Here is a 25,843-nt window from a genome sequence, read left to right on the forward strand (position 1 = left end):
GGTTTTATTAGCAATATACGGTTATAAACATATATTTGAAAAATGTAGAATCAGTTTTTTTCTATCCGGGCTTTTCGTGCTGCTTTTCTGTCTGCCCGTTTTTGTTCCCTTATTTTTTTTGCAATTACTTTTTGCTGTTTTACCGGATTCTTTTCAGGTACCACGCCAAGGCCTACAATATCCTTTATGCCCACAAAAACGGTTTTCCACATCAGGTTAAAAAAGGAGGCCGAATTAATCCTGGTATTAGTCATGCTTGCTGTTCTTGGCGCTTCGCCTTTTTGCGGGTTTTCATCTTTAACTAATATGGTATTGGCCAAAAAAGACAAAAACCCTTTTTTCTTGGTCCCCTCTCCATCAATATTGTCTGATAAGAGCTTTATTTTCAGGCTTGTGTACAACATATTCATCTTGCCCGATGCAGATCTTAAGTTTCCGTTTGCACTGAAATCGATATGTTGCACTTCGCCACTTTCAATCTCTATTAAACCCAGGGCTTTAGATAGTGGGTTTAAGTTTTTTAGATCAAATTTCCCCAGATTCCCACTGTAGGTAAATGCACCATTATTATCGGTAAGATTGAAATCGATTTTTACATTCAGTTTTCCGGTACCCATTAAAAGCGTGTTTAAATCTGCCAGGGCATGGTTCTTTTTGCTCAGTTGTAAACTATCATTGGTTACATTTAAAATGTTTCCGGTTAGCGCTTTAAAGTCAACCGATCCAATTTTTTTACTTGCAGGGTTAAACTCAGCATATTTAACATTAATGTTTCTCAGTTTTACTGTATCAATCAGGGTAGGCATGTTTAACCTTTTTAAGGCTATATGCGGATAATTTTGGCCCTTATCAAAGCCAGGTGGCGGTGGCGATTCGCGGCTCATAAAAACTTCTACATTGGCAGGTCCAATCCTTAGCGATTTTGCATGCAGTTTCTGGTCGGTGTTTAAACCCATAAAATCGACGCCGTTAAATTCTATTTGATCAAAGCTTAAGTTATACCGGTCTTTCTGGATCTTGTATTTTCTTGCAAAAGTAAGTTCATCGTACAATGGTGTAAGCTTAAACCCTTTTGCTGTTATTTTTTTTGATGCAGTAGAGCCGCTAATGGTATCAATTTTCATGGCGTACATTTTATCTTTCGTTACCGATTTATAACCAGCAATCTGAAAAGATGCATCTTTCGTATAGTAAAACCTTGTTGGATCGTTGCCCGAAAGCGAATCCAACAAGAAATCATTAATGTTAATATCGAGGTGTTTGATTGATTTTTTGACTTTTTTTGCTGCGGTTTTGTTGATATAATCGAAATCTGCATCTACAATTTTGATGCTTTTTATGTGTACCGATTTAAAAGTTTTCGAAATCTGTTCGTAAAGCGATTTTTCATCTTTTATGCTATCTGGTTTCCTGCTTACTTTGTTAAAAATCATGTTGATAGATGGCTTTTGTAAAATGATTTCATTTACATCTATCCGTTTTCTAAAGTAGGCCGTTAATATTCCAACACGGCTAATCTGTAATTTCTTTAATTTAAGCTCGAAAGTATGGGCAGGAGCCAATTGTTTTTTCTTTAAGCTATCAAAAACAGCCGTATCGGGTGTTAGTGTAACATCACGTAGGGCTAGGCTGCCGGTAATTACGTTTAAGTTAATGCTTTTAAAATCTATGCGGTATAAATGATGGGAGCCATTGTAAACACTAGCTTTAATTTTTTCGGTCAGTATAGGTTTCCATCGGGCGCTTAAAAACATAGCACCAAATGCAACAATTAAAATTAAAATGCCGAATATGCTTCCTATCCAGGCCCAAATTTTATTTTTATTCTGCGCTGTCATTTATTATGGCTTATCCGTATGTAACAGATAGGAGTGCGAAAGGTTTTTTGATAGAAAGCTAAAAGACTAAAGGAGAAAGGCCAAAGAGGAGATATTGTTAAAATGTTTTTGGAGCGCAGGGGCAGTGAAAGTAACAGTGTTTGCTCCTTTGCTTCGCTTGTACGCTTCGGCCATCGTACCTCCAGGCCTGTAGGGTACCGCTTCGCCTAGAGCTAGATGGGTTAGGGCGGTGGCATGGAAACCACTCATAGTAGCAAGAACAGATGTAACCTAAACCCGACCGTAGCGGGATGCCACAATTTTTTCAATTGGGGCAGAAGCGGGGGCGGGGCTGCAGCCTGCCATTGACACAGAACCCTACATTTCCAAAAACATCCTGACTTATTTTATAAAAAGGAATTATTAATTTTTTCGAGCGCAAGGGCAGTATAAGCAACACCGTTTGTTCCTTTGCTGCACTTGTACGCTTCGGCCGTCGTACCTCCGGGCCTGCAGGGTACCGCTTCGCCTAGGGCTAGATGGCTTAGGCTGCTGGCACAGAAACCACTCATAGCAGTAAAGACAGTTGTAACCTAAACCCGACCATAGCGGGATGCCACAATTTTTTCAATTGGGGCAGAAGCGGGGGCGGGGCTACAGTCCCCTATAGGGACCGAAGCCTACATTTCCAAAACCTTTTTATCCAACTTAAGAAGTATTGTTATATGCCTCTGGTTACATTATATTTTAATAAAATAGTTTTTTGGAGCGCAGGTGCAGTACAAGAAACACCGTTTGTTCCTTTGCTACGCTTGTACGCTTTCGGCCGTCGCACCTCCTGCCTGCAGGGTACCGCTTCGCCAAGGGCTAGATGGGTTAGGACGGTAGCATGGAAAACCCTCATAGTAGCAAGAACAGCTGTAATCTAAACTCGATAGTACGAATGCCGATTTAAGCATCTGTTTTTATTTACTTATAGTCTGTTTGCTTGTTTCACAGGTTTTCTAACGGCAGTAGGGATAGCGGGGCTGCAGTCCTCCACTGAACTGTATATTTCCAAAAAACTTTTTATTCAACCATATAAAATATGGATTAATTGGGGCTGCTAACTGCCTTATCATAATCGTACTGTAAACATTTAAACAAAATATGTCAATTTGTCACTTTTAATTTTATTTATGTATTTTTGCAATCCCCAAAATGTTTTTAAATAATGATTGATTTACAAGTACAGGATAAAACACACGATGAGGCTAGGCAAGGTGAAGCTTTAATTTTAGATACACCAGTTAAAGCTGATGCCCGTAAATTATATATCGAAAGTTACGGTTGTGCAATGAATTTCGCTGATAGTGAAATTGTTGCCTCTATTTTATCGGAAACTGGATTTGAAACCACAGGTGATTATCACCAGGCGGATGTAATCTTCATTAATACCTGCTCTATCCGCGAAAACGCAGAAACCAGGGTTAGAAACCGATTATCGCAGTTCGGTGTCGAAAAACGCCGTAACCCGAAATTAATTGTTGGGGTTTTGGGCTGCATGGCAGAGCGGTTAAAATCTAAATTTTTAGAAGAAGAACGTTTGGTTGATGTTGTGGTGGGCCCCGATGCCTACCGCGATCTGCCTAACTTAATTGAGCAGGTAGAAAGCGGACATAAAGCAGTTAATGTTTTATTATCCCGCGAGGAAACTTATGCTGATATCAGTCCCGTTCGGTTAAACAGCAACGGAATAACTGCTTTTATTTCCATTACCCGTGGTTGTAATAACATGTGTTCTTTCTGTGTTGTTCCTTTTACCCGCGGCCGTGAGCGAAGCCGCGATGCCCATTCTATTATAGAAGAAGCGAAAGGCTTATTTGAGGCTGGTTACCGTGAGGTTACGCTTTTAGGCCAAAACGTAGATTCGTACACCTGGACGTCGGAAGATGGAACAGAAACGGTTAACTTTGCGCAGCTTTTGGAGCAAACGGCATTGGTTAGTCCAGATTTAAGGGTACGTTTCTCTACTTCGCATCCAAAAGATATTACCGACGAGGTTTTACATACCATTGCCAAATACGATAACATCTGTAACTATATCCACCTGCCAGTTCAATCAGGTAATACCCGCATATTGGAGTTAATGAACAGGACTTACACCCGCGAATGGTATATCAATCGTATTGATGCCATCCGTAACATTATTCCTGGTTGTGCAATTTCTACCGATATTATTGCTGGTTTCTGTACGGAAACGGAAGAAGAGCACCAAGAAACCCTGAGCATGATGGATTATGTGCAGTATGATTTTGCTTATAACTTCACTTATTCTGAAAGACCAGGCACTTTAGCTGCCCGTAAACTGGAAGATGATATTCCTGAAGAAGTAAAAAAACGCCGTTTGGCTGAGATTTTGGCTAAACAACAGGCACATTCGTTAATGCGTTTGCAAGAATGGGTGGGTAAAACCGTTCGGGTTTTGATTGAAGGTACTTCTAAAAAATCTGATCTCGATTATTGCGGAAGAGGAGATAGCGGAGCGATGGCCATTTTTCCGGCTATTGAAGGTGTTAAACCTGGTCAGTATGCAAATGTATTTATCGAGAAATGTACATCGGCTACGTTAATTGGTAAAATAGTTTAAAAAGGTGGGGGGAGAAGGTAAGGAGCGTAAGGTCTAATATCTCAAATCTCAATACTCAAATCTAAAGAATGGATACACAAAATATTAAACAGCGTTTCGGTATTATTGGTAATTCGCCTTTACTTAATCGTGCCATAGATATTGCGAGCCAGGTAGCACCAACTGATATGTCGGTGTTAATAACAGGCGAAAGTGGTAGTGGTAAAGAGGTGTTCTCACAAATTATCCATCAGATGAGTGCCCGTAAACATGGTGCTTTTATTGCTGTAAACTGTGGGGCTATTCCCGAAGGGACCATTGATTCTGAACTGTTTGGTCACGAGAAAGGATCTTTTACGGGGGCACACGAAGCTCGTAAAGGTTACTTTGAAGTAGCAAACGGCGGAACTATCTTTTTAGACGAGGTTGCTGAACTGCCTTTAGGTACACAGGCACGTTTACTGCGTATTTTAGAAAGTGGCGAATACTTACGTGTAGGTTCGTCTAAAGTACAGAAAACAGATGTTCGTATTATTGCAGCCACTAATGTTGATGTGTATAACCGTGTTAAGAACGGAAAATTCCGCGAAGATTTATATTATAGGTTAAATACCGTTCCATTGCGTATTCCGGCTTTGCAGGAGCGTAAAGAAGATATTTATTTATTATTCAGAAAATTCGCCGCCGATTTTAGCGATAAATACCGTAGTCCGGCATTACACCTCGAACCAGATGCCATTCAGATCTTAACCAATTACAGCTGGCCGGGTAATGTTCGCCAGTTAAAAAATATTGCCGAGCAGATCTGTGTATTAGAGAAAGACCGAAATGTAAGCGGACAGGCCATTTTAAACTATATTCCGAACGAAGCTGGAAGTAATTTGCCAATGGCGATTAACGCACAGTCGAAAGAAGATTTTACAGAAAGAGATATTTTGTACAAGGTGCTTTTTGACATGAAAAAGGATATGGTTGAGCTTAAAAAACTAGTTGCCGAAATTATTCAGCACGGTGGAAATACTGCTACTGTTTTGGCAGATAACCCACAGTATATCAATCAGCTGTACCGTGATGTAGAATTGCCAGCAGGACAAGAGCATGCCTTTACCATTCAGCAGCCTACGCCAAGCAATAATAACATTAACAACAATAACAATGCTGATTATTTTGCGCACGAGGCAGAGGAGGTAGAAGAATCTTTGTCGCTAGTGGATAAAGAATCAGACCTGATTAAAAAAGCATTAAAAAAACACAAGGGCAAGCGTAAGTTTGCTGCGCAAGAATTGGGCATTTCAGAGCGTACCCTGTACAGAAAAATTAAAGAATTAAATTTATAAGTTCATCGCCTTTAAAAACAAACCGAGTTTTTGCGAGCTCATTAACTAAGCGAAGCGTTCTCTTGAACACCATTGAGAAAATAAATGCAAGTGAAAAATGCCAATAAAAACAATGAGCAATAATTAATAATTATACAACTGATGAAAATAAAAATATTTGCTTTAATCCTTGTTGCTTCAATACTGAGCGCCTGCTCTTATAAATTCAGTGGAGCATCAACAACAGGATTAAAAACAGTGGTTGTCCGTGTATTTGAAAACAATGCGCCATTAGTGGTGCCAACATTAAGTAACCAGATTACCGAATCGTTAAAAAGCCGCATCCGTAATCAGACCAAATTGATTATTTCTCCCACAGGTGAAGGTGATGCATCATTTGAAGGCAGAATAACAGGTTATGATATTAAACCAGTTGCGCTTCAAAATAGTGCTACACCTACTTCGGGCGCAAATAGGTTAACCATAACCGTTTCGGTAAAATATAAGAACAATATAAAAGAACACGAAAAAGAAAGTTTTGAAGAAAGCTTTACTAAATATTTTGATTTTCCAATCAATGGGGCACCAATTCAAACGTTATTGCCTGGCGCTATCGAAAATATTAACAAGCAATTATCGGAAGATATTTTTAACCGTGCATTTGCACAGTGGTAAAAAGCAGGATTCTAAAAGACAAAATTTTCAAAACCCGTCTACATTTTTTTAACTTAGCGGCAAACCTCGATAATGGATAACAAAAAGCTACTGGCAGATTTACTTGTGCAACCTGGAAAGGTTAAGCCAGAGCATGCATCCATGTTGCAGGAAATGGTTCAGCAATTTCCATATTCACAACCTATCCATCTACTTTTGGCTAAAGCCAATGCTTCATTTATTCCAAAGGCTGCTTTATATAGCCAGGGGCATGTATTGTTTCATGTGTTAAATATGGTTCCAGTTGACGAGGCAAAACAGGAAGATGAAGCTGAAATTAGTGTAGCCGTTACGGAATATACACAGGAAGAGCCGGAAGTTTTTGAAGAAATAAGTGAGTTTCCGCATGATGTCCATTCATCTACAAATCAAGCTGTAAACGTAGAAACACCAAATCACCTGCCAGGTATTGATAGCCATTTAATGGACTTACCTGCGGATGATGATTCTTTTATCGAAAGTGTTGCCGCTACTGATTTCTTTGCCTTTGAGCAGAAATTAAGCACAGATGTGGTTACAGTCGCTCCAGAAATCGAAACGGTAGTTCCAGACGAGCCTGAAAGAAATTTTGTTTCGCAATATAACGACGATAAGCTTCCATACACGTTTTTGTGGTGGTTAGCTAAAACGCGTAAAGAGCACGAGCAGATTTTTCAGCCCTATGCTCATCCTAGTGCCGATAAGGCAAAACCACAGCTCCAAAATAAACCACGGCAAGAAAGCGCCGAGTTTCAACAGCAGTACGTGGAGCATATCTTTCATATTCAGACTCCTTTTGAGGTAGCAGATCATTTAGCCGAATACCCTTCTGCCGAAATTAAAGATGCGAAGGGGGCAGAAATTATCGAGAAATTCTTAAAAGAAGATCCAACAATCAAGCCGCCTAAGCCAGAACAGATAGATAACGAAAATAAGGCAAAGAAAAGCGCAGAAGACAATTACGACCTTGTTTCGGAGACTTTGGCTAAAATTTATATCGAGCAAATGCTTTATCACAAAGCCATAGATACTTATAAAAAATTAAGTTTGAAATATCCGGAAAAAAGCCGTTACTTTGCCGACCTTATCCAATCTATAGAAAAGAAATTTTAAAATATAATATTACCATGGTAACCTTTTTAATCATTTTATTAATTATTGCGTGTGTAGCCTTAGGCTTATTTGTTTTAGTACAAAATCCTAAAGGCGGAGGTTTAGCTACAGGCGGTGGCACCAGTAACATGTTTGGTGTACAACGTACTGGCGATGTTTTAGAAAAAGGATCGTGGGTATTGTTAACGCTAATAGTAGTATTAACCCTTGCCGTTACTACAATTGCTAAAACTAGCGGTGGTAGTGCTGCAGTTGGAAACTCAGCTATTCAGGAGCGTTTAGATAAAACGCCATCACCATCTCCAATTGGTGGAAATTTAAACAGCACTAAACCTGCTGCTTCAACTCCGGCTAAAACCGATTCGACAAAGAAATAAATAATACTTACCCGTATTTTATAAAGCTTTCCTCAAAAGGGAAAGCTTTTTTGTTTTAATATCCGGAAAAATGAATGAATACCCTTTGGCTCTTAACACACATTTAACATAAAAAGCTTTAAATTGCAGCATGAAATTAAGCGTGCTGGTTCTATTTACTGCTCTTGCCGTTGGTCTTTCCATCGGGATGGTTAATTTTTATTTTCAGCATAGCCTGTATTACTTGGCTATTTCTTTTGGTGTATCGTTTCTGTGCAGTTTTTTGGTTTTTTATTATTTACTTGAGAAGTATATCTATACCAAAATTAAACTCATCTACAAGCTAATCCATAATCTTAAATTGGGTAAAGATTTAAAAGATGCGCTGGGTGAGTATGTGAGTTCCGATCCGATTAATGATGTTGAACAAGAAGTAAAGGAATGGGCTGGCGCAAAGAAAAAAGAAATAGACCTGTTAAAAAAACAGGAACAGTTTAGAAGAGAGTTTCTTTCAAATGTTTCGCATGAATTTAAAACGCCGCTTTTTGCCATTCAAGGTTACATCGAAACTTTGCAGGATTGCCTGGTAGATGACCCCGATCAGGCGGTTTTATTCCTGAAAAAAGCAGAAAATAATGTAGAGCGACTGAGTTATTTAATTAATGATTTAGACGTTATTTCAAAGTTAGAAACGGGCGAATCGCCAATTAACTACCAAAAATTTGATTTTGTACAATTGGCGAAAGAGGTAATGGAAAACCTCGAAGACCGCGCCGAAGCAAAAAATATTAAACTCTTTTTTAAAGATAAATATACTGCCATTACATTGGTTTCTGCAGATCGGGAGAAGATTAGGCAGGTGTTAATTAATTTGCTGGTAAACAGCATTAAATATGGCGTTGATGGCGGCGAAACAGCCATTAAGATTTTTGAACTGCACGATCAGGTTTTGATTGAGGTTACCGATAACGGCATCGGGATAGAAGAAAAACATTTGTTACGCTTGTTTGAGCGTTTTTATCGCATCGATACTCATCGGGCAAGAGAAGTTGGAGGCACAGGTTTAGGCTTAGCCATTGTAAAACACATTTTAGAGGCGCACCAACAAACCATTTCGGTAAGAAGTACACCAGGCATAGGCACTACCTTTGCATTTACGTTACAAAAAGGTGGGTAATCTGCATCTTTTACCTGATACAAAAGCTCATCATTCCCTTACAAAGAAGGCACAAGTTGCAAAATGCAAACAAATTACGATGTTAATGAACAATTAACTTCTTGAGTCATTCATTATCAGCGATCTAAAACTATAGAAATAAGCTACACCTAAGTAAATAAGCTGCTAATTAGTTAATATAATTAATAAATTAACATTAACTTAACATTGGGCTTGTAGCTTTGCAACATATTAAAAATTAACATGAACAATATTTTTAAGTTCTTTACACCTCAAGACAAAAAGTTTCATCCGCTTTTCGAACAAGCAGGTAGCAATGCATTAAAAATTGCAGAAACCCTTTTAGAAATGGTTAGCACGGGTGATGCTGAAAGCAGAAAAACAATTTTTAAAGAAATTGAGCGCCTGGAGCATGTAGGTGATGATATTACCCATTCAATTTTTCTTGAACTGAGCAGGAACTTTATTACGCCATTTGATAGAGAAGACATTCATGCATTGGCTACTGCCGTTGATGATGTTGCCGATTATATTTATGGTACTGCAAACCGGATGCAGATGTATAACATGAATACCATTAACGAGCCGATTGTTAAAATTGCCGAGCTTTTGGTAGAAATGTGTACTGATATTGATAAAGCAATTAAAGAATTACGCAGTTTTAAAAACATCCGTGTAATTGCCGATGCTTGTATCCGTATTAACAGTGGCGAAAACCAGGCTGATTATGTATTTACATTAGCGGTAGCCCGTTTATTCGAATACGAAACTAATGCGATTGAATTAATTAAACAAAAAGAGGTTTTACAAACGATAGAAAAAGCGACAGATAAGTGTGAGGATGTGGCGAATGTGCTTGAAACTATCTTGGTTAAAAACGCTTAATAAATAACAAACATGGTAACTACCTTATTGGTTGTTGTTGTAATTCTGGCTATTGCTTTCGATTACATTAACGGCTTTCACGATGCCGCTAACTCGATTGCAACAGTTGTTTCTACAAAAGTTCTTACGCCTTTTCAGGCAGTTTTGTGGGCTGCGTTGTTCAATTTCGCTGCTTACTTTTATTTTACCGACCATAAAGTGGCCAATACGGTTGCTAAAACGGTAATTGAAAATTATATCACACTAGAAGTTATCCTTGCGGGTTTGGTTGCAGCCATTATCTGGAACCTTTTAACCTGGTGGTATGGTATCCCTTCAAGTTCATCACATACCTTAATTGGTGGTTTTGCAGGTGCGGGTATGACACATGCTTTACTTACAGGTGCTAGTCCGCTTGATGCTGTAAACATGGGTTATGTAATAAAAATCGTTTCTTTCATTGTATTGGCCCCGATAATCGGTATGGTGATATCAGTTGTATTAACATTGATCATTATCAATATCTGCCGTTATGCTAAACCCGCAACTGCCGAGAAATGGTTTAAACGCCTGCAATTGCTGTCTTCTGCTGCACTAAGTTTCTTCCATGGTGGTAACGATGCACAAAAAGTAATGGGTATTATTGCTACGGCTTTAATTGCCTCTAAAGTAATTCCTAATTTCGAAGCTATGCCTGCCTGGGTACCAATTGCCTGTTATTCGGCAATATCGTTAGGTACCATGAGTGGTGGTTGGAAAATTGTTAAAACAATGGGATCGAAAATTACCAAGGTAACCGCATTGGAAGGTGTTGCTGCCGAAGGTGCTGGTGCGGTAACATTGGGAATTACGGAGCATTTCGGTATCCCGGTTTCTACTACACATACCATTACAGGTTCGATTGTAGGTGTAGGTGTGGTAAAAAGTGTTTCGGCTGTACGTTGGGGGGTAACTATCAACTTAATCTGGGCCTGGATTTTAACCATTCCGGTTTCGGCTACATTAGCCGCCATTATTTATGCCGTGATCTATTACTTAAAATAAAAACAAAATCCTTTAATATACTCAAGAGACCAAAGCTAATTGCCTTGGTCTTTTTTGTTTTATAATGATTTGGAAAGCAAGAGTGGAAGCCTTTGGTTTGGGTTCCGCCCCGCTAAACGCTTTATCTCGATGAAAAAATCGGGATGCTCGCTTATATCGGGTTTAGATTGCAATTGTTGTGGTTCTTGGGAAGGATATCGTGTACCTGAAATCCTTCATTAAAAAGGAAAACAAGAAAGCTTACCAAGCATGTATTGTCGTTTGCAATTGCTTAGCGCCCTTTGCGGTTAATAAATCGACAATTAAAACTTAACGCTGATTTCTACTGAATCAGTTCCGTTTTTAGGTAATACCCAATCCGGACCTTCATGAATCAGTCGTTTCGCCTCCGCATCAGCTTTTTTGTTCAGTGATTTTATAACGCTAATATTTGTTGGCCGCCCATTGCTTTTAACTTTGAAGCTTAAAATTACAAATTGCTCCGGACCTTTAGGGTTATAAAGTTTATTGTTATTCTCTAAATATTGGCTATAGTTAATGGTAGAAACCGGAATAGGTTTCGTAATATCGTCAGCCGATTTTCTGTCCAGGTTCTGTTCTGCACGCAGTGTAATTTTAGGCGCAGCAATATTTTCTTTTTTATGTCCGTTTGAACCTGTAATTAAAGCAATTTCGTTTAATGATTTATTTCCACTTAATGCGTTTTTAATTGCATTAGGGTCTTGCAAACCAGCTACAGGCAATTCTTTAAAGCCAATGGCATTAATCAATAAATCTTTATCTTTTGCATTGCTATCAGCAGGCAAATAGAAATAACCTTTGGCATCAGTTGCCGTTACATTTTTAGAGCCAGCCAGCTTTACTACAGCACCCTGAATAGGCTGGCCATTGCTTTGGTCTACAACGTTCCCGCTAAACGCGATTTTACTTGAGCCAATTGCCGGAGCTGGTGTAACTACAGCCTCACTTATTGTAACCGGGCTTGGCTTGTAATTGCCAAAGCCAACAGGACTCATCGCTTTAGCACGGCTATTATCAGCTGCAGATTTTTCTGCTTTTGCTTCAGCAATTTGTTGTTCTGCAGGTTGTACACTAAGGTCCGCTTTAGTATTTTTCGCTAAATCACCAGTTTTTGCGGCTGTAATTGCTTTGTCAATCAAAGCTGCCTTTGTTGAGTTTTGCGTAACCGTATCATCTTTAAGTTTGGGTTGGACTGAAGCAATACTCGTTGAGCTGTCTAATTGAACCAGCACGCCTTCCTTTTTATGTGTAGCAAGTTCTGCATTTCTGCGGTTGGTTTCGCGCATAAAGAATAAAATGCTTACTGCAATAAAGGCCACGGTTGCGGTTGCCGCAATACTTAACCTTTGGGTGGTAATGCCCCAAAGCTTGCGCTTTATAGGCTTTTCTGATACACGGTCGTACAGTTGTTTCTGTAATATAGAAAGCGTTTGCTTGCGTTTGGGCGATTGCTTCAGTCCCTCCAATGCTTCGGCAACAAAAGGATCATCCAAAGCCTGCCTTTCTACAAAATGCATAGTCTTAGCATCAAGCTTACCATCCAGGTAATCTTCCAGAACATCAATATCTAACCAATCGTTATTCACTACTATTTTTCTCTATACAAATCTTTAAATTCCGCTTACCATTTTGGATGTAACTCTTCACTTTAAGCATATCGTAACCTGTAATGTCGGCTACTTCTTTATAACATTTTTCTTGTAAATAAAATAAATCTACGCTTTTTCGCTGTTCTTCGGGCAAAGTTTCCATACACTTTTCCATAATGGTAAGCTGCGTTTCTTTTGTGTTGTCTATATCCAGATGCACAAACTCGCTATTTTCCACAAAAGTATCGTCTATTGAAACATTATTTTGCTTCGCCGATTTTCGTAGCGCCATTAAACAATGGTTCCGCGTTAAAACATGGAGCCAGCTTTTAAAGTTCTGTACCTCATGTATTTTCAGTTTGGTTACCAGTTCCTCAAAAATCTGCATTACAGCGTCTTTGCTTTGTTCTTCATCTTTGAAGTAGTTTAAGCAAACCCCGAACACCAGATGCATATATTTATTATAAAGCGTGCCCAACGCGTCCAAATCGCCAGTATTTTTATACTCGGCAATCAGTTTGGCGTCGTCTTGCTGGGCATTCCCAGCTGTGTTTTTTATAAACCTCAAAAAAATGGCAGCTATTTCGAATTATCTTTCAAGTATAAAAAATATTTCTGAGTGATAGGACATAAACTAATTTTTTAGGAAGAGAGGAACGCAAATTTTTTACATTGCCGATTATCTTTTTAAGCTGTTTAAATATTATTGCCATGTACAAAGACTTATCTTTGAGTGTAAAGATTATGGCAGTTATTTTGCTAAGCATGATTAAACACACAAATGAAAAAGATCAATATTTTATCGGCATCACTGGCTATGCTGGTATTTGCAAGCCTAAATGTTAGCGCACAGATTAAACTGAGCGATATATTTAAAAAAGTAACCGAAAAACAGGGCACCACAACTGCTGCTACCGGAACACCATCTACCTTTGAAATAGGACAGGGAATTAAGGAAGCGCTACAAATTGGTGTTTCTGCGGGGGCCGACAGGCTTTCGCTTAAAGATGGCTTTTTAGGCAATTTAGCTGTTAAAATCCTGATGCCACCTGAAGCACAGAAGGTTGAAAAAACGTTACGTAGCATAGGTTTGAACAAACTTTGCGATAACGTGATTGTAAGCTTAAACCGTGCCGCTGAAGATGCTGCTACCGAAGCAAAACCGATTTTTATATCGGCCATTAAACAGATGACTTTAACCGATGCCACCAATATCCTTTTGGGTAATAATGACGCAGCTACCGAATATTTTAAAAGGGTAACCACAGCACAATTGATACAGAAATTTAGTCCGATTGTAACCACAAGCTTAAATAAGGTAAATGCTACCAAGTATTACAGCGATTTAACTATGCAATACAACCGTTTACCTTTGGTAAAACCCGTAAACACCAATTTAACTGAATACGTTACGCAAAAAGCGATAGATGGTTTGTTTATTGAAGTTGCGAAGGAAGAACTCAAAATTAGGGGCAATTTAAGCTCAAGAAGCACAACCTTGCTGCAAAAAGTATTTGGCTACGCAGATAAGAAAAAGATTTAATCTGTTTAATTGTGATTCGCGAGGAAACAAACCGCGCCAAAGGATAGAATCGACAAGCACAATGTATGTATTAAGTAAAATATAGCTTCCCCACGGTCTCTGGAATAACAAAAACAAAAACTATTTTTAAAATTGCACATGACGAAAATCAGCACCTCAATAGTTTCTATCCTAATCCCTTGCGCCACGTTAATCGCTTCTTGTGGAAATAATAAATCAGACCAGAATAACAGGAACAAAGCCGTTTTAGACACTATTTCTTTAAGCAATAAAAATTTCGCGTTAGCTTATCAGGATGGAGATAAAATTGTAGCCACGAGTATTGATACCATGAAACAGATTTCGTTCGGCGGTGCTACCGATCCGGCTATTTCTCCTGATGGAAATAAACTGGCATATACCCTGAGCGATTCTGCAGGGAACAGATCTATTTGGATTGCCGATATGGAAAACAAAAGCCAGGGTAAATTGCAGGTAAGTAGCAATGACTATTATCAGGCCATGTGGTCGGCTGATGGAGGAGCGATCGCTTTCAATATTTTTAATAGTAAAAACCTATGGAAGATAGGTGTTATTAAAACTGATAATTCGGGCTACGTAATGCTCGATAGTGCATCTAAAATAAATGTTTATGCCCCAACCTGGAAAAATGAAAAGGAAATCATCGGACAGGATCTTACCAAGCTTTATACTTTTGACCTTGCCGGAAAGTTAATCGATACCAAATTGATAGCCGATTTGATCGGGAAAGAATTTTCCATTGCAAGTAGCAACCGCTTCTTTTATACAAAAGATGGAGCGAAACTGATTTTTAATGCAGGGAATACCGATATTTTAGATGGATTAACAGGACCGAGCGAAGCAGTTTATGTTTTAGATCTGGTCAGTAAAAAAGTAACGCGTATTTCGCCAAAAGGTATGGATGTTCCTTATGTTTTTCTTACTGCCGATGATCGGATTTTTTATAGCGGAGCCGAAAAACCCTTTACGCAAAGCAAAATATATGTTTCTGATTTAGAAGGGAATATTAAAACGGTAGTGGATAAAGGAAACAACCCAACGGGTGCATTGAAATAACCTGTTTATTGTATTTAGATTAACATGCTAAATAAAACGAGAATTGTTATTGTAGGAATTGGTGGTGTAGGAGGGTATTTCGGAGGCTTACTGTCTAAGCAATATGCCAACGGAAATGACTTAGAAATTGTTTTTGTTGCCCGTGGCGAACATTTAAATGAGATCCAAAATAAGGGTTTAACTGTAATAAAAGGAAACGAAAGTTTTGTAACTAAGCCATATCTGGCTACCGATGATTATAGTAAGATTGGCGAGGCCGATTATATTATAATCTGCACGAAAAGTTACGATTTAAAACAAACCCTCGAAAAATTAAAACCCTTAATCAGCCATAGCACGATATTGTTGCCCCTTTTAAACGGTGTTAGCGCGACTGAAGAAATTTTAGAAATCCTGCCCCAGGCAAATGTTTTAAAAGGCTGTGCATTTATTGTTTCCAAAATTAAATCGCCTGGTATAATCGAAAATTCTGGTAACATCCAAAAGCTATCTTTTGGTACGGATGGGCCACTTAGCGAAGCGGTTTTACACCTGAAAAATTTAATGTTTGATGCAGGAATCGATGTAACGGTTTCGGATAAAATCTCTACCGCCATCTGGGAAAAGTTTATATTTATTTCCCCTACGGCTACTTCCACGTCTTATTTCGATTGTACCATCGGAAAGGTATTGGAAGAAAATATTGAAACTGTTCTGAAATTAATTGAAGAAGTGAAAAACCTTGCCCTGGCTAAAGGTGTAACCATTAGCGATGACATTTCGGGCAAAACACTAAATACGATGAAATCGATGGCCTACGAGGTTACCTCATCCATGCACCGCGATTATCTCAATCAGAAACAGCAAACAGAAGTCGAGTCGTTAACAGGCTACATTGTACGCGAAGCAGAAAAACTTGGTACGGCTGCACCTACTTATCAAAAGCTGTATGAAGGATTACTTAAAAAATGATCGGTATAAGTGTTTAAAGATCAGTCTATTTTGATTGAAAATATCGATTTTCTGAAAAAAACAAGGAAAATTTAAAGTAATATTGAGTTTCATCCGTTTACTGGGTTATTAAGCAAAATTTAGTGCCAACAAACGAACCTCAAAATATCATTTCAACGGTTGCCAATTATGGCAAGCGCTTATTCAGTTTCATCCGTGGAAGGGTGAATACGGATGAGGATGCAGAAGATATTTTACAGGATGTTTGGTTTCAGCTTAGCAACCAGCCTGAAGTGGGTGCCATTGAGCAGATTAGTGGTTGGCTATATCGGGTGGCCAGAAATAAGATCACCGATAAATATCGTAAACAAAAAGAAGAATCGTTAGAAGATTTCACTTTCGAGGGGGAAGATGGCGAAATTAATTTTAAAGAAATTTTACTTGCCGAGGCTTACTCGCCAGAAGAAGAGAGTTTAAAAAAACTATTCTGGGATCAACTGTTTCTGGCACTGGAAGAACTGCCGGAGAATCAGCGTTATGTGTTTGTTCAGAACGAGCTGGAAGAACGCACTTTTCAGGAACTGGCTGATGAAAGCGGAGAGAATATCAAAACATTAATATCAAGAAAGGGTTATGCAGTAAAACACCTGCGTAACCGTTTACAAAATTTATATCAGGAATTTATTAACTATTAAATTTGCAGACATGATGAATAGAAATTTTAATCGGCGCAAGAAATTTATTTTCTTTTTACCCGTAGCGGTGCTTATTGCAGCGGTATTGGGTTATGTGGTTATGTTTTTATGGAATTGGATTTTACCTGAGGTGGCACATGCAGGCAAACTTAATTATTGGCAAGCCCTCGGTTTACTTGTGCTGTGCAGGTTGCTTTTTGGGAACTTTAATAAAGGTGGCCACGGTGGGCATAATGGTTTTCGTGAACGTGCCCGGGGAATGCGCGCTAAATGGGATTCGATGAACGAAGAGGAGCGGGCAAAATTTAAGGAAGAATATAAACAGAGATGTGGCGGATGGGGCCACCATCGCAATAAGGAATAATTTGGAAGCCTCGATTAAATTCGGGGCTTTTTTGTTTTACTGTCATTCTGAATGAGGTATCGATATCATTAACAGATTTTTAATAGAGTGGTCGTCTTTCCCGCGCAGGCGGGAATCTTAAAGCGCTTGCATTACGATTATTCATAAGTCTTCCTTTTTTCAAAGACATTCATGAGCACTACGTGGTTCCCAATCGAGTTAGGAATGACGATTCCTGATAGCCTAACATTTGCATAAAAATCAGGCATCATATTGATTTTTATGAAGTAATTATCCCTAGAAATTACGCACCTCCGAAATTTATTAAAAAGATCCTTCGACTCCGCTCAGGATTGACATAATGCGGGATGATAAATCCTAAGAAAAAAAATCAAAATAATTTAAAGTAAAAATAAAGTTGCCCCGTCTTCCTATATAAATAACAAAAACAACAGTATTAGTAGTTCAACTTATTTAAGATGAATTGATTACAATACTTTAAAATTATAAAAAGATGAAACCATCATGATTTTCAAAACCCAAAATAACGGGAGAAATCATGATCGCTTCATCACAAATAAAAACATATATAAAAAGATGAAAAAGATATTAAAAACCATAGGATTCGGGATTGTACTTGGTGCAATCGCTTTCTTCATACCGTTTGTGTTCAAATTTATATTGGCCATCATGCTGATCGGTTTAATGTTCAGGATTTTTATCGGAAGACGACGCCATTATTTCTATAACCGCTTTAATGGTTTCGAGAATCATTACAATCCAATTGTACCGATCGATAACCAATGGTACAGGCCAAACGTAGAAAGCACTGGAACGGTTAACAACATTAACGTAAATTATTAACAGCTATGAGAGCATTTAGAATATTATTGGCATTGGCTGTTGCCGCAGGGACTTTTTACAGCTTAAATGTACTTGCCGTTCAGAATGGATACCGCGATCGGTTAGATTTTAAAAACAGGCACTATCGTGATGATTGCCAGCAAGAACATCATAGAAACCATAGCTACAGTCACCATAGCGCCAAAACTGATGATAACAAGATTGAGATTGACCTTATTGATAGTGTAAACAAAGTAAATAAATAGCGCGATGTCACAGGTACTTTTTTTAAGCGATCCATCTCAGGCCGATGTTAGTCCGATTTTGGGTATGGCAAACGAACTGATTACCCGTGGGGAGAAGGTAACTTTTTTTAGTTCGGATGAATTTAAAGCCCCTATAGAACAAATTGGCGCAGACTTTAAAGCCTACAATCAGGAACTGAATATTTTTCAAGGTAAAAAGGCGATTGACGAAGAAGAAAAACCTAAATCGGGATTGATCAGTGCGCTACTTGAGCCTATGAAATTTATCGATGATATTTTGGTTCAGATAAGGGGTTTAAAATTTGATTATGCCGTTTTCCCGCCATCGTACCCCTATGCAAATATTATTACACAGCTATTGGGTATTCCTAAAACGGAGCAGGTGGCCTACAGCTAAAATTGGCTTTAGCCAATAAATTAACAGAATAAATAACAATTAAATTAAACAAGATGTACAACGAACATAGATGCCATTCGGGCAAGATGCATAGTCGCTTCGGCGCAGGAGAAGGAAGATTTGGAAGGCCCTTTGGTGGACCTTTCGGTCATTACAAACACAATATGTTTAATCAGGCCTTTAGAAAAGTACCTGTTAACATAGAAGAAACAGAAACGAGCTTTATTATTGAACTTTTTGCACCAGCCTTGGTTAAAGAGAATTTAAAGGTGGTTACCAAAGATGATGTGTTAACCATTTCCTACCAAGCTAAAGAAGAAGCAGATTCGGCTAAAAAGTATAGCCGTAGAGAGTACAGCAATGGTACTTTCGAAAGGGCTTTTGGCTTAAACGGAAAAGTTTTAGTAGAAAATATTTCGGCCAGTTATGCTGATGGAATTTTAAAAGTTTACTTACCTAAAAACCCTGAAACGAATACACCAGAGAAAGATATTCTGGTAGACTAAGTTTCGTCTATTATAATTTCCAAGCCCCGATTGTTTTAAAGCAGTTGGGGCTATTTTGTTTTATTGCGAGAGAAAAGGATCATCCAATATTGCTTTTCGAATAATTAAGCAAGCGGATATTAAATGTGGTTTGCTATTAGCGGTATTTTAAGGTACTTTTGCTAAAAGACATAAACACAATAGATTGAATTTTAACGACTTTAATTTTAACCCCGATTTATACGAAGGCTTAATGGCCATGGGGTATAAAAGCGCTACTCCAATACAAGAACAAGCCATCCCGGTAATTTTAGATAATCATGATCTGATTGCCTGCGCTCAAACTGGTACAGGGAAAACGGCCAGCTACCTTTTGCCCGTAATGGATAAAATTAGCAAAGCTGCCGATAGGCACAATAATACCTTGATTCTGGCTCCAACACGCGAGCTTGCACAACAGATAGATTTACAGGTAGAAGCTTTGGCTTATTTTACCAATATCAGTTCTTTAGCGGTTTACGGTGGGGGAGATGGTATCGCTTACGAACAGCAAAAACGTTCTATGCGCGAAGGCGTAGATATTATTATTGCCACTCCGGGCAGATTAATGGCACATTTATCTTCAGGGGTGTTAAAACTGGAACATTTGCAGCATTTAATTTTAGATGAAGCAGATAGAATGTTGGATATGGGCTTTTACGACGACATTATCCGAATTATTAGCTACCTGCCAAAGAAAAGGCAAACGCTTTTATTTTCGGCTACAATGGCACCGAAAATAAGAACCATGGCGGGTAAGATTTTGCACGAACCGAAGCAGATTACCATTTCAATTGCTAAACCTGCTGAGGGGATCGATCAACAGGCCTATAACATCCACGACCAGCAGAAACAGGCCTTATTAACCGATATTTTTAAAAGCGGACAATACAAAAGCAGTATCATTTTCGTTTCGACCAAAGAAAAAGTAAAAGCTTTATACAAAACCTTTAAAGGATTGGGCATTAAAGCCGAAGCTTTTCACTCCGATTTGGGACAGAAAGAGCGTGAAGATATTTTACTGGCTTTCAAAAATCGTAGGTTGCCAATTTTAATCGGAACAGATGTGTTATCTCGCGGTATCGATGTAGAAGGGATCGACTTGGTAATCAATTATGATGTTCCTGGTGATCCGGCCGATTATGTACACCGCATTGGGCGTACTGCAAGAGCCGCAACCAAAGGAACGGCGATTACCTTGGTTAACGGAAGAGATAAGCGTAAGTTCGATAACATCGAAAAATTAATCGAGAAGCAAGTTCCCCGCATGCCTCTGCCAGAAAGCATAGCTGCAATAGAAATTACACATGTAGAGGAAAAGCGGCCTCAACATAAGGGCAAAAAAAAGGTTTGGCACAAAAAGAAAAAACCAAAACCTTCTGTATAATATTTAAAACGCCATAAGTACATTTCTTATTGGCGTTTTTCTTTTATAAATTATCTTTGCGCTAATACTCAATGGCAAACTTCATTATTATAGGTTTATGCATTTTAGCGGGCATTCTTTTCAGAAAAAGCAAATCGCTACCCAAAGATGCGCATAAAGGTATTAATGCCTGGATTATTTATATTGCGCTACCTGCAGTTTCATTTAAATATCTACCACACATTATCTGGACTAAAGATTTACTGCTCCCGGTACTGGCACCAATTTGCGTGTGGCTATTTGGTTGGTTATTTATTACCCTATATAGCCGTATCCGGAATATAAGCAAGGCCACATCTGGTGGGTTAAAACTAACCAGTTCTTTAAGCAATACGTCATTTGTAGGTTTTCCATTAATTGTGGCTTATTTTAGCGAAAAGGAACTGGCAATAGCCATTATCTGCGATCAGGTAACCTTTATGCTTTTATCTACCATTGGTGTCATTGTAGCCATCCGCTCGTCGCAAAATCAAAAGTTAAGCCCGAAATTAGTCTTAAAAAAAGTAGTGACCTTTCCGCCGCTTATTGGTTGTTTTTTGGCGCTAACCCTCCCTCGTTTTATTGATATTTCTTCATTAGATCCATTATTTGAGAAACTAGCAGCTACGGTTGGCCCACTGGCATTGTTTTCGATTGGTTTACAGCTAAAGTTTGGTGGGTGGTTTAATGAATTGAAACACATCAGTTTTGCTTTATTGTATAAACTGATTTTAGCGCCCTCGGTAATTTTGGTTGTGGCACTTGTTTTAGGCATGAGTGGAATAATTACCAAAATAACCATTTTCGAAATGGCCATGCCAACCTTGTTAACCGCTGGTGTGGTAGCCGATCAGTATAACCTTAATCCGAAGCTTTCTAATTTGGTAATTGGAATCGGAATTTTATTGTGTTTTATCACCACGGGTTTATGGTGGTTGGTGCTGACTTATTCAGGGCTGGTTTAATTTATCTCGGTTTTTTAACCGCAAAGTATGCAAAGAGAACGCAGCGGGAGCTTATGCGCTTAAGTTCGATTAACATTTATTCATAGTGACCAATTTTTAACCGAATTTCTTGATGCGATCGTCATGCTGAACTCGTTTCAGCATCTTTTTGCTAGAGAGGCCCTGAAATAAATTCAGGGTGACGACTATAGGTTATACTAGCTGCTCTAGGCCCTTTGCAGTTCAAATCCAACAAAAAAGCCGCAAAATTTCTTCTGCGGCTCCCTGGATAATTTAGTTTTAATTACAAAGCTAATTTTTTAGCAATTGCAGATGGAATACCTGCTTTGTTTAATAAAATTGCCGTTGTTTTATATTTTACGTAGTTTTTGGTTACGTATAAATATCCTTTATAATCGTTACTTGCTCCCCAGGAGTTTTTAACGATATAATATTCTTTACCTGTCTGATCTTTAGCTAAACCAACAATGTGCATACCATGATCGTCAGTAGTTTGATAGTTATCGAATGCAAGCTGACGGTTTTCCTGTGTAATTTCCATCTCTGGCTGTGGGCCGTTAAACATATCTGCTTTTTGTTTTGCTGTCATATCAGCAAATGGTGTTTGCGGAACAAAAGCGACACCATTTTTCCAGCTGAAGTTTTTTTCGCTGACATCTGTAGCCCACGCAACAGTATAACCACCTTTTAAGGCGTTATCGATAATGTCTGTTAACTCGTTTACTTTTACGTTATAAACCTGATCGAAAGACCAGTTATCAGGCACTAATAAAGTAAATTTGCTGTAGAAAGGGTGATCGTTGAACGATGAAAGTTCTACATAGTTATCGGCATTTAAACCCACCACTTCCTGAGCGAAAGTTTTTGGTGTGTATTTTTTGCCATTATAGGTGAAGTTTTCTGGTACAGCACCTAAATAAGCATCAATTACACCAGTATAAGCTTTTAACCAATTTGGAGTTAACTCGCCATTCGCATTCTTTACAACAGCTTCTAAAACACCTTTTTCGATATCGCCAAGCTCTGCAGTTTTATTAATTTTAGTGCCATAATTTAATCCGGTATATACCTCCTGCGGAACCGCACCGTATTTTCTGTACATGTTGATTACATCGTGCAAAGCACCGCCATCGCCTAATGAAACCGCACCATGCATACGCACGTAATTTTTACCTTTTTCTACATAAGCATTACGGGCCGAAAAAAGCTGAGATAAGGTTACGGGTTGTTTACCCGCTTTAATCATTTCTGATTCTAAAAATGAGTTGGTAGAATAGCTCCAGCAAGTACCTGAAGATCCTTGGTTTTGAACCGGGGTATTGGCCAGGTTAATCACTTCAGTGAATTTAAAAGAAGCAGCACTGTTTTCGCTTTGGTTGTTTTTTAAAGAATTAACGAGATTGTCTTGCGCATAAGTCGCCGATATAGATAACGACAAAGCCAAACCAATCACACTGATTTTTGTGTAGTTGATCATTTTTTTATGAATAATTAATAAAGTCAGCGAATGTAAAAATACTTGTTGATTTGTCACCAGAAAGTTTGTAATAAATCGATCATTTTATTGCAACAATGTTGAATTAACATTCTGGTAAACTGATCGGAATATTGGTTGCCAATCCTCCATCAGATGTTTCTTTGTATTTGGCATTCATATCAAGGGCGGTTTCCCACATGGTATTTACCACCGCATCTAAACTTACTTTTGCCTTATCAGGATTGCTTTGTAATGCCAGCTGGCTGGCCGTGATGGCTTTAATGGCACCCATAGTGTTCCTTTCGATACAAGGAATCTGCACCAAACCCCCAATCGGATCGCAGGTTAAGCCTAAGTGATGCTCCATTGCAATTTCTGCAGCCATTAAAACCTGCCTTTGCGAGCCGCCTAAGCACTCTGTTAAAGCTGCAGCAGCCATGGCTGAGGAAACACCAATTTCGGCCTGACATCCGCCCATGGCAGCTGATATTGTTGCCCCTTTTTTGAAAATACTGCCTATTTCTGAAGCACAGGCAATAAACTGGATGATTTTTTCTTCGCTATAACCATCACAAAAGGTAATAAAATATTGTAATACGGCTGGAATTACCCCAGCAGCACCATTAGTAGGGGCAGTTACCACACGACCAAAAGATGCATTTTCTTCATTAACCGCTAGCGCGAAACAGCTTACCCAGTCTAAAGTATAATTAAAGCCGTTTCCGCCTTTTCTAATGGCTGCTACCCAGCTGTTATAATCAGAATATTCATTATTACCAATTAATCGTTTATTTAGCGGGAATGCCCGTCTGGCTACATTTAAGCCACCAGGTAAAAAACCCGTGGTATGGCATCCGCGATAAATACAATCGCGCATTACGGCGAAATGTTGCAAAATGCCTTTTTTTGTCTCTGCTTCAGCGCGCCAAGCCAGTTCGTTTTCCATCACGATTTCGCTCACCTTTAAACCGGTAGATAAACACCAGTGTAAAAGATCTTTTGCTTTTTCTACAGGAAAAGGGAGGTCTACCTGGGCTTTTTTGCTATTGTCTTCGCCTTCTTTTACCACAAAACCACCACCAATAGAATAGTATGTTTCTGAAAAAGCTTTTCCATCTTTTAAAAATGCCTGAAAAGTAACCGCGTTTGGATGGAAGGGTAAACTTTCAGCAAAAAGAAAAAGCAGGTCGTTATCGTAATCGAAATCAAGAATTAATTGATCGGCAAGATTTAACTTCTTATCTCTTTGGATGCTTTCAAAAGTAGGGGTAACGGCATCTACATCAAAAGTTACCGGATCAGCTCCTGTTAACCCGAGTAGAATAGCCACATCTGTTCCATGGCCTTTACCTGTTTTGGCAAGCGAACCATAAAGCAATATCTTGATGCCTTCAATTTCATCAATCAAATTGTTTTGAGCAAGCGAAGCAGTAAACTGTTGTGCTGCCCGCCATGGACCTAAGGTATGTGAGCTGGATGGACCTATGCCTATTTTAAAAATATCGAAAACCGAAATCTGTTCCTTGATCATTATGAATAATAGTTACACAAAGCTATGATTGTTTTATGATTTTGGATAAATTAATTTTCGCTGGTGACAAAAATATTTTACCTTAGAAAAATCTAATCCAAACGCTCCAAAACATGGACTTTAACAACAACTATCAAGAAATTGATTTAAACTACTGTCGCGCCAGCTCAGGTAAAAGATTTGCCAATTATATCATCGACTTAATTGTCTTTTACATTATTCTTTTTGGTATTTACATCTGTGTAGGAATTTTACTTCCTGGAGTTTTAGATGGGATTAATGATCTTTTAGACCGATTGATTGCAATGGTTTGTTATGGCTTTATTATGTGTTTAATAGAAGCTGTTTCACATGGAAAATCAATCGGGAAACTCATTACGGGAACAAAAGCCGTAAACTTAGATGGTAGCGAGATTGATTTTCAAAAAGCATTTACGCGAAATATGATCCGCGTGATCCCTTTTAATGCAATTAGCGCCCTGAGTAATCCTTGTGATCCCTGGCACGATCGCTGGTCGGACACGATAGTGATTGACGAGAAAAAACAGGACTTACAAAGCCAAAGGATAGATCTATTTGATTCGGTTAAAAATCAAACTCTATAATATCATTATCTTTAAGCATACGGTCTACAAATTTCTGATGATTTTTTGGCGTGCCCGTTGCCGTCCAGTTTCCGGTAATAATATTGCCTGCCAATTGGTGCTTCCCGCGTTGGGGTTTGAGTTTACTTTCGCGAAAAACATCTTCGTAGCTTTCTAAGTTGCCATGCGTATGCTGTCTTTTAACAATGCGGTAAACCCGCTTAGTAAAACGACGGTCGCCAATTTCTTCTAAAAAAGGGAAGATAATCAAAGCCAGCATTACCACAATGGTAACACCAATGGCCTGTTCGTAATAGCCAGCGCCTACCGCCATACCAATGGCTGCAACAATCCAGATGATACAGGCCGTGGTGAGGCCCTTAACGCGGTTTTCTTCCTTAAAAATTACACCCGCCCCTAAAAAACCAATGCCGGTTACAATGTTCGATGCGATGCGGTCCTGACTGGTGGCCCCGATATTGATGGACAGTATGGTAAATAAGGTCGCGCCCAAACCAATCATCATCATGGTTTTGAGCCCGGCAGATTTACTTCTGTATTCGCGTTCGGCTCCAATTATACCGCAAAGTAGGGTAGCCAATAGAAACTTGTTGATTTCACTTTGTGTAATGAAATGGGTTTTATCTAAAATCTCGTTCATTGCC

General features: G+C 38.8%; 26 protein-coding genes. 20 read left to right on the plus strand and 6 right to left on the minus strand.

All coding sequences use genetic code 11. The features are described from left to right. Positions 1-50 precede the first annotated feature (50 nt). Complete coding sequence (locus FHT21_RS17170; protein WP_167295988.1) at positions 51-1,838, minus strand: hypothetical protein; 1,788 nt, start codon at positions 1,836-1,838, stop codon at positions 51-53. A gap of 1,192 nt (positions 1,839-3,030) precedes the next feature. Here FHT21_RS17170 and miaB point away from each other — a divergent pair. From miaB to FHT21_RS17210, 8 genes are all read left to right on the plus strand, one after another. Further along, positions 3,031-4,446 carry a tRNA (N6-isopentenyl adenosine(37)-C2)-methylthiotransferase MiaB gene (gene miaB, locus FHT21_RS17175; RefSeq protein WP_167295989.1) on the plus strand — a complete coding sequence of 472 codons (1,416 nt, stop codon included), beginning with the start codon at positions 3,031-3,033 and terminating at the stop codon, positions 4,444-4,446. Positions 4,447-4,514: 68 nt separating this feature from the next. After that, positions 4,515-5,762 carry a sigma 54-interacting transcriptional regulator gene (locus FHT21_RS17180; RefSeq protein WP_167295990.1) on the plus strand — a complete coding sequence of 416 codons (1,248 nt, stop codon included), beginning with the start codon at positions 4,515-4,517 and terminating at the stop codon, positions 5,760-5,762. Positions 5,763-5,903: 141 nt separating this feature from the next. Then, complete coding sequence (locus tag FHT21_RS17185) at positions 5,904-6,416, plus strand: LptE family protein (RefSeq protein ID WP_167295991.1); 513 nt, start codon at positions 5,904-5,906, stop codon at positions 6,414-6,416. A 72-nt stretch (positions 6,417-6,488) separates the two neighbouring features. After that, positions 6,489-7,547 carry a hypothetical protein gene (locus tag FHT21_RS17190; protein ID WP_167295992.1) on the plus strand — a complete coding sequence of 353 codons (1,059 nt, stop codon included), beginning with the start codon at positions 6,489-6,491 and terminating at the stop codon, positions 7,545-7,547. A 14-nt stretch (positions 7,548-7,561) separates the two neighbouring features. Then, the gene (secG, locus tag FHT21_RS17195; RefSeq protein WP_167295993.1) at positions 7,562-7,924 is read left to right on the plus strand and encodes a preprotein translocase subunit SecG; all 363 of its coding nucleotides are present in this window, start codon (positions 7,562-7,564) and stop codon (positions 7,922-7,924) included. A gap of 130 nt (positions 7,925-8,054) precedes the next feature. Then, positions 8,055-9,080, plus strand: coding sequence for an ATP-binding protein (locus FHT21_RS17200; protein ID WP_167295994.1), 1,026 nt, complete (start codon positions 8,055-8,057; stop codon positions 9,078-9,080). 243 nt (positions 9,081-9,323) lie between these two features. Next, positions 9,324-9,965 (plus strand): DUF47 family protein, encoded by a 642-nt coding sequence (locus FHT21_RS17205; protein ID WP_029274248.1) that lies wholly within the window; start codon positions 9,324-9,326, stop codon positions 9,963-9,965. Positions 9,966-9,977: 12 nt separating this feature from the next. Next, positions 9,978-10,988, plus strand: a complete 1,011-nt coding sequence (locus tag FHT21_RS17210; RefSeq protein WP_108197143.1) for an inorganic phosphate transporter — start codon at positions 9,978-9,980, stop codon at positions 10,986-10,988. Positions 10,989-11,290: 302 nt separating this feature from the next. Here the strand turns inward: FHT21_RS17210 and FHT21_RS25130 are convergent, their stop codons facing one another. Together FHT21_RS25130 and FHT21_RS17220 are read right to left on the minus strand one after the other, a co-directional pair. Continuing rightward, the gene (locus FHT21_RS25130; RefSeq protein WP_167295995.1) at positions 11,291-12,595 is read right to left on the minus strand and encodes a carboxypeptidase-like regulatory domain-containing protein; all 1,305 of its coding nucleotides are present in this window, start codon (positions 12,593-12,595) and stop codon (positions 11,291-11,293) included. Continuing rightward, entirely contained in the window at positions 12,588-13,166 is a 579-nt protein-coding gene (locus FHT21_RS17220; protein ID WP_167295996.1) for a sigma-70 family RNA polymerase sigma factor, read from the minus strand. The genes FHT21_RS25130 and FHT21_RS17220 overlap by 8 nt, the downstream gene beginning before the upstream one ends. A gap of 213 nt (positions 13,167-13,379) precedes the next feature. Between FHT21_RS17220 and FHT21_RS17225 the strand changes: the two genes are divergently transcribed. The 11 genes from FHT21_RS17225 to FHT21_RS17275 all read left to right on the plus strand — a co-directional run bounded on the left by FHT21_RS17225 (position 13,380) and on the right by FHT21_RS17275 (position 21,586). Next, complete coding sequence (locus FHT21_RS17225; protein WP_167295997.1) at positions 13,380-14,141, plus strand: DUF4197 domain-containing protein; 762 nt, start codon at positions 13,380-13,382, stop codon at positions 14,139-14,141. A 138-nt stretch (positions 14,142-14,279) separates the two neighbouring features. After that, entirely contained in the window at positions 14,280-15,218 is a 939-nt protein-coding gene (locus FHT21_RS17230) for a PD40 domain-containing protein (RefSeq protein ID WP_167295998.1), read from the plus strand. Between the two features lie 24 nt (positions 15,219-15,242). Further along, positions 15,243-16,169, plus strand: coding sequence for a 2-dehydropantoate 2-reductase (locus FHT21_RS17235; protein WP_167295999.1), 927 nt, complete (start codon positions 15,243-15,245; stop codon positions 16,167-16,169). A gap of 122 nt (positions 16,170-16,291) precedes the next feature. Then, positions 16,292-16,843 carry an RNA polymerase sigma factor gene (locus FHT21_RS17240; protein ID WP_167296000.1) on the plus strand — a complete coding sequence of 184 codons (552 nt, stop codon included), beginning with the start codon at positions 16,292-16,294 and terminating at the stop codon, positions 16,841-16,843. A 10-nt stretch (positions 16,844-16,853) separates the two neighbouring features. Then, complete coding sequence (locus FHT21_RS17245; RefSeq protein ID WP_208398975.1) at positions 16,854-17,207, plus strand: hypothetical protein; 354 nt, start codon at positions 16,854-16,856, stop codon at positions 17,205-17,207. A 576-nt stretch (positions 17,208-17,783) separates the two neighbouring features. Then, complete coding sequence (locus FHT21_RS17250; RefSeq protein WP_167296001.1) at positions 17,784-18,050, plus strand: hypothetical protein; 267 nt, start codon at positions 17,784-17,786, stop codon at positions 18,048-18,050. A 5-nt stretch (positions 18,051-18,055) separates the two neighbouring features. Continuing rightward, the gene (locus FHT21_RS17255) at positions 18,056-18,295 is read left to right on the plus strand and encodes a hypothetical protein (protein WP_167296002.1); all 240 of its coding nucleotides are present in this window, start codon (positions 18,056-18,058) and stop codon (positions 18,293-18,295) included. A 4-nt stretch (positions 18,296-18,299) separates the two neighbouring features. After that, positions 18,300-18,692, plus strand: a complete 393-nt coding sequence (locus FHT21_RS17260; protein ID WP_167296003.1) for a hypothetical protein — start codon at positions 18,300-18,302, stop codon at positions 18,690-18,692. A gap of 53 nt (positions 18,693-18,745) precedes the next feature. Then, on the plus strand, positions 18,746-19,198 hold the full coding sequence (locus tag FHT21_RS17265) for an Hsp20/alpha crystallin family protein (protein ID WP_167296004.1): 453 nt from the start codon (positions 18,746-18,748) through the stop codon (positions 19,196-19,198). A gap of 184 nt (positions 19,199-19,382) precedes the next feature. Then, a complete protein-coding gene (locus FHT21_RS17270; RefSeq protein WP_208398976.1) occupies positions 19,383-20,603 on the plus strand; it encodes a DEAD/DEAH box helicase in 1,221 nt (406 codons plus the stop codon). 71 nt (positions 20,604-20,674) lie between these two features. Continuing rightward, the gene (locus FHT21_RS17275) at positions 20,675-21,586 is read left to right on the plus strand and encodes an AEC family transporter (protein WP_167296005.1); all 912 of its coding nucleotides are present in this window, start codon (positions 20,675-20,677) and stop codon (positions 21,584-21,586) included. A 283-nt stretch (positions 21,587-21,869) separates the two neighbouring features. Here FHT21_RS17275 and FHT21_RS17280 read toward each other — a convergent pair whose 3' ends face one another. Both FHT21_RS17280 and FHT21_RS17285 read right to left on the minus strand, forming a co-directional pair. Then, entirely contained in the window at positions 21,870-23,063 is a 1,194-nt protein-coding gene (locus tag FHT21_RS17280) for a C1 family peptidase (RefSeq protein WP_167296006.1), read from the minus strand. 103 nt (positions 23,064-23,166) lie between these two features. Next, entirely contained in the window at positions 23,167-24,594 is a 1,428-nt protein-coding gene (locus FHT21_RS17285; RefSeq protein WP_167296007.1) for an L-serine ammonia-lyase, read from the minus strand. Between the two features lie 113 nt (positions 24,595-24,707). Between FHT21_RS17285 and FHT21_RS17290 the strand changes: the two genes are divergently transcribed. After that, positions 24,708-25,199: an RDD family protein gene (locus tag FHT21_RS17290; RefSeq protein ID WP_167296008.1), complete on the plus strand. Its 492-nt coding sequence runs from the start codon at positions 24,708-24,710 to the stop codon at positions 25,197-25,199. On the opposite strand, the gene FHT21_RS17295 is transcribed toward FHT21_RS17290, so the two are convergent. Next, the gene (locus tag FHT21_RS17295) at positions 25,180-25,839 is read right to left on the minus strand and encodes an MgtC/SapB family protein (RefSeq protein WP_167296009.1); all 660 of its coding nucleotides are present in this window, start codon (positions 25,837-25,839) and stop codon (positions 25,180-25,182) included. The genes FHT21_RS17290 and FHT21_RS17295 overlap by 20 nt on opposite strands. Positions 25,840-25,843: the final 4 nt, after the last annotated feature.

The organism is Pedobacter sp. SG908 (assembly GCF_011759615.1).
GTDB classification, from domain to species: Bacteria; Bacteroidota; Bacteroidia; order Sphingobacteriales; family Sphingobacteriaceae; genus Pedobacter; species Pedobacter riviphilus.

Coding starts and splice junctions, on each gene's coding strand:
- FHT21_RS17170 (WP_167295988.1), bottom strand. CDS start 1,838: ATGACAGCGCAGAATAAAAATAAAATTTGGGCCTGGATAGGAAGCATA.
- miaB (WP_167295989.1), top strand. CDS start 3,031: ATGATTGATTTACAAGTACAGGATAAAACACACGATGAGGCTAGGCAA.
- FHT21_RS17180 (WP_167295990.1), top strand. CDS start 4,515: ATGGATACACAAAATATTAAACAGCGTTTCGGTATTATTGGTAATTCG.
- FHT21_RS17185 (WP_167295991.1), top strand. CDS start 5,904: ATGAAAATAAAAATATTTGCTTTAATCCTTGTTGCTTCAATACTGAGC.
- FHT21_RS17190 (WP_167295992.1), top strand. CDS start 6,489: ATGGATAACAAAAAGCTACTGGCAGATTTACTTGTGCAACCTGGAAAG.
- secG (WP_167295993.1), top strand. CDS start 7,562: ATGGTAACCTTTTTAATCATTTTATTAATTATTGCGTGTGTAGCCTTA.
- FHT21_RS17200 (WP_167295994.1), top strand. CDS start 8,055: ATGAAATTAAGCGTGCTGGTTCTATTTACTGCTCTTGCCGTTGGTCTT.
- FHT21_RS17205 (WP_029274248.1), top strand. CDS start 9,324: ATGAACAATATTTTTAAGTTCTTTACACCTCAAGACAAAAAGTTTCAT.
- FHT21_RS17210 (WP_108197143.1), top strand. CDS start 9,978: ATGGTAACTACCTTATTGGTTGTTGTTGTAATTCTGGCTATTGCTTTC.
- FHT21_RS17225 (WP_167295997.1), top strand. CDS start 13,380: ATGAAAAAGATCAATATTTTATCGGCATCACTGGCTATGCTGGTATTT.
- FHT21_RS17230 (WP_167295998.1), top strand. CDS start 14,280: ATGACGAAAATCAGCACCTCAATAGTTTCTATCCTAATCCCTTGCGCC.
- FHT21_RS17235 (WP_167295999.1), top strand. CDS start 15,243: ATGCTAAATAAAACGAGAATTGTTATTGTAGGAATTGGTGGTGTAGGA.
- FHT21_RS17245 (WP_208398975.1), top strand. CDS start 16,854: ATGATGAATAGAAATTTTAATCGGCGCAAGAAATTTATTTTCTTTTTA.
- FHT21_RS17250 (WP_167296001.1), top strand. CDS start 17,784: ATGAAAAAGATATTAAAAACCATAGGATTCGGGATTGTACTTGGTGCA.
- FHT21_RS17255 (WP_167296002.1), top strand. CDS start 18,056: ATGAGAGCATTTAGAATATTATTGGCATTGGCTGTTGCCGCAGGGACT.
- FHT21_RS17260 (WP_167296003.1), top strand. CDS start 18,300: ATGTCACAGGTACTTTTTTTAAGCGATCCATCTCAGGCCGATGTTAGT.
- FHT21_RS17265 (WP_167296004.1), top strand. CDS start 18,746: ATGTACAACGAACATAGATGCCATTCGGGCAAGATGCATAGTCGCTTC.
- FHT21_RS17275 (WP_167296005.1), top strand. CDS start 20,675: ATGGCAAACTTCATTATTATAGGTTTATGCATTTTAGCGGGCATTCTT.
- FHT21_RS17280 (WP_167296006.1), bottom strand. CDS start 23,063: ATGATCAACTACACAAAAATCAGTGTGATTGGTTTGGCTTTGTCGTTA.
- FHT21_RS17285 (WP_167296007.1), bottom strand. CDS start 24,594: ATGATCAAGGAACAGATTTCGGTTTTCGATATTTTTAAAATAGGCATA.
- FHT21_RS17290 (WP_167296008.1), top strand. CDS start 24,708: ATGGACTTTAACAACAACTATCAAGAAATTGATTTAAACTACTGTCGC.
- FHT21_RS17295 (WP_167296009.1), bottom strand. CDS start 25,839: ATGAACGAGATTTTAGATAAAACCCATTTCATTACACAAAGTGAAATC.